The 6,761-nt window shown below is 54.9% G+C and carries 7 protein-coding genes; all 7 read left to right on the forward strand.

Annotated features, from left to right (window positions below; genetic code table 11):
- Window positions 1-763: FecR family protein (locus tag NP589_RS20920; protein WP_256608706.1), on the forward strand; the 763-nt coding region annotated here is incomplete at its 5' end.
- A gap of 90 nt (window positions 764-853) precedes the next feature.
- Window positions 854-1,138, forward strand: a complete 285-nt coding sequence (locus NP589_RS20925; protein WP_256608707.1) for a type II toxin-antitoxin system Phd/YefM family antitoxin — start codon at window positions 854-856, stop codon at window positions 1,136-1,138.
- On the forward strand, window positions 1,126-1,545 hold the full coding sequence (locus NP589_RS20930) for a type II toxin-antitoxin system VapC family toxin (RefSeq protein ID WP_256608708.1): 420 nt from the start codon (window positions 1,126-1,128) through the stop codon (window positions 1,543-1,545). The genes NP589_RS20925 and NP589_RS20930 overlap by 13 nt, the downstream gene beginning before the upstream one ends.
- Window positions 1,546-1,658: 113 nt before the next feature.
- On the forward strand, window positions 1,659-4,118 hold the full coding sequence (locus NP589_RS20935) for a TonB-dependent siderophore receptor (RefSeq protein WP_256608709.1): 2,460 nt from the start codon (window positions 1,659-1,661) through the stop codon (window positions 4,116-4,118).
- A gap of 323 nt (window positions 4,119-4,441) precedes the next feature.
- Complete coding sequence (locus tag NP589_RS20940; RefSeq protein ID WP_256608710.1) at window positions 4,442-5,680, forward strand: PepSY-associated TM helix domain-containing protein; 1,239 nt, start codon at window positions 4,442-4,444, stop codon at window positions 5,678-5,680.
- A 207-nt stretch (window positions 5,681-5,887) separates the two neighbouring features.
- Window positions 5,888-6,406 (forward strand): RNA polymerase sigma factor, encoded by a 519-nt coding sequence (locus tag NP589_RS20945; protein WP_256608711.1) that lies wholly within the window; start codon window positions 5,888-5,890, stop codon window positions 6,404-6,406.
- A 90-nt stretch (window positions 6,407-6,496) separates the two neighbouring features.
- Window positions 6,497-6,761 (forward strand): FecR/PupR family sigma factor regulator (locus tag NP589_RS20950; protein ID WP_256608712.1); only part of this gene is annotated, 265 nt, incomplete at its 3' end.

Raw genomic sequence — 6,761 nt, forward strand, 5'->3', positions numbered from 1 at the left:
CCGCGCGCTGGCGGCAAGGCAGTGGCGAGCAAGCAGAATAAAGCGCGGATTGGGCTGGGCTGCGGCCGCTTCGCTGCTGCTGGCCGCGATGGGCGGTTTTTATCCGGATTATCTGCAACATCCGTTGGCTGACTACCGCACCCGCATCGGCGAGCAGACTTCAATTACGCTGGCCGACGGCAGCATCGTGCATCTGAATACCGATACCGCCATCGATGTGACGATCAACGCCAATGAGCGGCGCATTGCATTGCTGCGCGGCGAGGCCGAATTCGACGTTGCCCACGATGCCGGCAAGCCGTTCCGCGTTGCCGCCGGCGCGACAACGACCGAAGCCTTGGGGACCCGGTTTATCGTTCGATACGACGGTAAGGCCGGTGTGGTGACTCTGCTGCAAGGCAAGGTACGCAGCAGCCGGCCATCCGTGCAAGGCGCGCAGACCGACAGAGCCATCCTGCAGCCCGGCCAGCAATTGACTTTTACCGCTGAAACACTAGGTGCCGTCCAAACAGTGGAATTAAGCAATGCCGACGCCTGGCGCCGTGGCCGCTTGTTGATGAACTTCGTACCTTTGAAACAAGTCATCGCCGAAATCAACCGTTACCGGCGCAGCCAAATCCGGCTGTTGGACGACAAATTGGCCGAGAGGGAAGTCAATATCGCCGTCGATATTCAGCAGACCGATGCCTGGCTGAAAGCGCTACAACAGACTTTGCCGATTAAGGTTATCGAAGCCGGGCCGTTGGTGTTTTTGCAGCCCTAAGCCGGGAAATTCATCTAGCGGACGCGTTGTAAAGTGTCAATGACAAGTCTATTATGGCTAACATCTTAGCTATGATTGTCGGGCGGTCTTATGAAAACCAGCACCATCGCCGATGCCAAAAATAATTTGTCGCAACTGCTAGCCCAACTCGAGGTCAATGAGCCGATTCAATTGACCCGCTACGGAAAGCCCGTTGCCGTTATTCTGTCGCAAGCCGGCTATCAACAACTGATCCAGCCGGAAAAAAAACTGTATCAGGCCATTACAGACTGGCGCGAGCAACTCGATCGGCAGTTAGACATCGGTTTTAGCGATGCCGAACTGGGTGATTTACGCGGCAAGGACTGCGGCCGAGATTTTTCATGGGACGAATAATTTATCTGTTGGATAGCAACATTCTCTCGGAGCCGGTGCGACGAGAACCCGACGCCGGCCTCATGGACAAGCTGGCAAAACATGACGGCGAATATGCAACCGCTGCTATTGTCTGGCACGAACTCAATTACGGCTGTTATCTGCTCCCCGCATCCAAACGAAAAACGCAACTGTTGTCCTATCTAGCGATGCTGCGGGATAGCGGCCTGGTGATTCTGCCATTTGCACAAGCGGCCGCCGAATGGTTTGCCCAGGAAAGAGCGCGCTTGAAAACCATGGGGCAGACCTGTGCTTATGCGGATGGTGAGATAGCCGCGATTGCGGCAGTGAATAATCTAATCTTGGTGTCCCGCAATACGTCGGATTTTGCCTGTTTTCAAAATCTGTCTGTGCATAATTGGTTCTAGCCTACGCTAAGCCCTCTCAATATAACCGCGACAATTTGCCGCATATGAATTAGTACGGCATTGCCATCCACCAATCGTTCTCAGCAAGAACATATCTTCACTGAGGACACATCATGAGAATAACCCCAAACCCAAGCAGGACGGGAACAGCCCGAACTAAAGGCTCATCCGCAATCGGCGCGTTGCCACTGTGTATGGGTTTAATGACGATTGCCGCGCCGCTGGTTGCTCAGGCCGACAGCCCCAGCGCCAACAGCGAAAGCCGCAACTACAACATCGCCGCTCAGCCCTTGTATTCCGCACTGAGCGCGCTGGCCGAACAGTCGGGCGTGCAGTTTGTTTACAACTCCGAGTTGGTCAAGGGCATCGATTCGCCGGGCATCAGCGGGCAATATTCGTTGGAAGGCGCATTGAAACGCATACTGTCCGGCTCGAGGATTAGTTATCGGTTTAATAGCGGCAACACCGTCACGCTGCAAAATACGGCCGAGTTGGAGCCGCAATCAGCGACGACGATGCCGGCGGTGACGGTCATCGGCAAAACCGATCTCGACCCCGACGATCCCTATAACCTCAGTTATACCCGCACCAACACCGCGTTGGCGACCAAAACCGACACACCCATCATGGAAACCCCGGCTTCCATTCAAGTCGTTAACAAAGCGGTTCTTCACGATCAACAGTCCTACCGCTTACAGGACGCGATCAAGAACGTCAGCGGTGTGCAGTCCTATCATTCCTACGGCGGCGACCATGAACAATTCGTGATGCGCGGCTTCCTGCAAAGTACTGTCAACTATCGCAACGGCATCCGCATACCGTTCACTAAATTCGACCTGGCCAATGTTGAGCGCGTGGAAGTCATTAAAGGCGCGTCGGCAATGATGTACGGCTTCGGCGATCCCGGCGGCTTGATCAGTACCGTGACCAAGCAACCCAGCTCGACGCCTTACTATTCGCTGGAACAACGCTTCGGTTCTTACGATTTCTACCGCACCGAAGCCAGCGCCACCGGCCCGATCAGCAAGGAAGCCGGCCTGAATTACCGCCTGGATATGTCTTATCTGGATACCGGTTCGTTCCGGCAAAACATGGGTAACGACCGGATCTTTTTCGCACCTACCCTGAGTTGGGAAGCCACGGCGGACACCAAGTTCACCTTGTCTTACGAATACTTTGACGAGAACAATGCCTATGACTACGGTATTCCGGCGGTCGGCAATCAATTGGCGCGCATTCCGATTTCCAGAGCCTTCGTCGGCCGCTCGGATTTAAGAAACTCCACCACCAACAATTTGGTCGATTTTCGGATAGATCATCGCGTCAACGATCAGGTCAAGTTAAACGCCGGCGTGGTCTCATCGCAATATCAGAAGTATTGGCAAGGCTTTTATACCGGTCGTGTCAACGAGACACCCGGCAACTCCTTCGGCAACGCCACGCGCAACTACTGGTTTAGCCCGGAAAACGCCGAGTCGCTGACTGCCTGGGTCAACGGCACCTTCGATTTCGAAACTTACGGCGTCAAACATAAACTATTGCTCGGCGGCGAGTATTACAACAGCCAGCTGAAATACGAGGTTGCCAGCGGCAACGTGGACACGATCAACATCTTTAACCCGAATATTGCGGCTGTTTCCGACGCCCAATTGAGCCGAATCCGCAATGCGTCGTACAACGATGTCATCGCCACCGAAAACACCTCCAAGGCCATTTACTTTCAGGATCAAATGACATTCTGGGACAAACTGCACATCATGGGCGGTTTCCGCTACGACTGGGTGGATAGGGAGCAAGACCTCAGTTGGTGGGCGCCGGCCGGCAAGGACGCCCGTAACGACGATGTGGTAAGCCCCAGAGTGGGCATCGTTTACCAACCGTTAAAATGGTTGTCCTTGTTCGGCAGCTTTACCGAATCGTTCGGTCCGGCCAACGATTATGATACCGGCGGCGCCAAGTTATACGATCTATTCGATGCCACCCAGTTCGAGGGTGGGGTAAAAACCCAGTTTTTCGACGGCAAACTCAATGCCAGCGTGGCCTACTTCGACTTGGAAAGAACCCAATTTTTCCAAGATCCCAACAGCAATCTGATCAATGCGCAGGTTCCGGTCAAGGGCAGCAGCAAGGGCGTCGAACTTGACGTGCAAGGGCAGCTTTACGAGGGCTTGAGTGTGATAGGTACCTATGCCTACACCAATGCCAAGGTCACCGACGACGTGACGGCGCCGGCCAACATCGGTAAGCGCATGCCCTTCGCACCCAACCATCAAGGCAGCGCTTGGTTGAAGTATGACTTCGACGGCGAATGGCTGAAAGGCTTTAGCGTCGGTGCCGGGGTCTATGTTTCCGGACGCCGTTACGGCGATGCGGCAAACAGCTATTTCGACAGATCCTATGCCCGGCTGGATCTGATGGCAGCGTACAAACGCAAACTGGGCGATGTTAATTTGACCACACAGGTCAACGTCAACAACGTTAACGATGCCGAATACTATGTTCTGCGTTCGCGCCGCACCAACCTGCCCGCCGAACCGTTAGCGGTGATGGGTTCGATCAAGTTGGAGTATTAAACCGTTCTGTTAGTCATGTAGGTCGGGTTAGGCGTTAGCTGTGACCCGACGGATTGGCTTGGGGTTGCCGGGTTAAGCGCTATCGAGCTGACCTGGCTCTCGCGGAAATACCACTTTTCGGCATTGCTTACAAATTTCTCCCAGCGAAAAGGAACTGGGGTCTTGCGGGGCTGAAACGTCGTATTTAGGAATCGGCGATTTTTGATTTTTCCGGTTTCCATACGCGTTGGACTAAGCCGATGGATTCAATCAGATTTTTCATAAGTCGATGGTTTTAATTCGTATATTTTTCGCACCCTTTACCTGACCGTTTTGCGATCGCCATGACCGCCATCCACCAACAATCGGGCTCGACCATGCAGGCAGCTCCGCAAAATCCGGCCTTGTCCCGCCTGAAAGCTCGCCGCAAACGCTGGCTGGACGTGCATTTGTGGCTGGGTTTGACTTTGGGGTTTTTGCTGTCGATTTACGGCATCACCGGCAGCTTTCTGGTGTTTTACGCCGAGATCGACGAATGGCTGCATCCTGATTTACTGACGGTCGAACGGCCCGCGGAAATCGAATACCGGCCGCTGGCGGAGATTTTCACCGCCGGCAAAACCGTCATGCCGCAGAACGCTAAACACGTGTTTTCGGTGTACCCGCGTAATGGTAACGCGGCATTCAAACTGCGTTATCAATTTCCGACGTCGGACAACGAAACCGAGCGCTGGCTTGTCGGTGTCAATCCCTACACGGCACAAGTGACCGGAAAAATGTTGCTGACCCGTTCCGGCGATTGGCTGCCGGCTACCTTCATCGACTGCGTGTTCGAATTGCACTATGCGCTGTTGATTCCGTCCGAGGACATCAGTGCCGCCATCGTCGGTATCTCGGCGGCGTTACTGATCATCTCGACGCTGACCGGCCTGATCGTCTGGTGGCCGCTGACCGGGCATTGGCGCAATGCATTAACCTTCAAAGCCAAAGCCGGCAAGGTGCGCTTCAATTACGATCTGCACAAGGTCAGCGGTTTTTACACGCTACTGGTGATGCTGCCAGTACTGTTTTCCGGGATTTACATGGTCTTGCCGCATAACGTGGTGCCGGTTTTAGAGTTGTTTTCGCCCGTGACTTATCGCTATTGGTTTCAATCCACACCGCCGCATCCGTGGGCGCCGGCCATCGGCATGGACCAGGCGGTGGCGATTGCCTTCAAACAATACCCGCAAGGCCGGCCGCATTGGATTTACGGCGCGGCAGAGCCGACAAAAACCTATACGGTTTGCCAGGACGGCGTCGATGCACCCGGCAGTATTTTGCAGCGCCGTTGCACGGTGATCGACCGCTACACCGGCAAGATTCTGGACCGGGACGATCCGAGCTTGCCGACGGCCACGGCCGGCGAAATCTTCACCCATTGGCAATGGCCGCTGCATTCCGGCCAGGCCTTCGGTATGCCGGGAAGGATTTTGGTGTTTATCACCGGACTGGCTTGCCCGGTGTTGTTTGTCACCGGCTTCATCCGCTGGCGGCAAAAACGGCAAGGTCGAGAAGTCAGGCCGGCTCGCCGAGGTGTGTGAAATCACGCACTTTTAGGCATTTCACTGGCTGATTGCTCTGCCTGCAAATAAAAATCCTGATGTCGGCGTTGGCTAGCCGTGTTAGTCGAACCTGGACAATACCGGCTTTCGGTCGATCACAACCGCCGTGAACCGCGGCGAAACCAGCCATCGGCGCAAATATTGCTTGGCACAATACCCAACTTGGCCGCCACCGTGAATCTTTCCATGCTCGAATTGTCCGCCGCCGACATCGCCGATCTGATGCATAAACATCGCCAGGAATTATTGGGTTTTTTATCGCAACGCACCCGATGTACCGATGCCGCCCAGGATATTTTTCAGGAGACGTTTATCCGTTACGCCGGCTACGACGGCAAGCAGCGCGTGGAAAACCACCGCGCCTTTATTTTCCGGATCGCCGCAAACCTGGCCACCGATTATTTGCGGAGCCGTAATCGCCATGGCGGAACTGATCTGGAAGCGGATGAAGGCGATGACGAGCAGACCGAGCCGGCTACCGTGTCGGCGGAAAGGAGCGCGATGTCGCAACAACAATTCGAACATTTCATCGCCGCCCTGGATGAGTTATCGCCCAAGTGCCGGGAAGTATTTGTCCTGCTCAAACTTAAACATTGCAGTTACGCGGAAGTGGAACAAAGGCTGGGTATCTCGCAGACGATGATATTCAAGTATTTGACGCAAGCGATGCGCCATTGCCGGCAAAAAGTCGGCGATCTCGATTGATTGGCTACCGTTGATGTCGACCGGTCCTGAGTTTATCGGTCAAGCGCTTTATAATCCGGTTTTAGAACAATCAGCCGCGCAGGCTTCGCTATGAACCACCCAGTCCCGCCCCTTCCCGACACAGACGCCAGCCAGCAAGCCGAATATTGGCTGGCATTGCGCGAGTCGCCGTTTTTTGACGACGAGCAGGAACAGCGCTGGCAGGCCTGGCTGGCGGCCAGCCGGGAAAATCTGGAAGCCTGGCAACAGGCCCAGCAGTTTTTTAACCGGGTCGCAGCCTTGCATCCGGCTGACGTCGAGCTGATCGTAAATCGGCAGCCCCCAAAAAGCCGCGCGGCGCCTGCCGCCACTCACC

This window comes from Methylomonas rosea (assembly GCF_024505055.1).
Classification (GTDB): Bacteria; Pseudomonadota; Gammaproteobacteria; order Methylococcales; family Methylomonadaceae; genus Methylomonas; species Methylomonas rosea.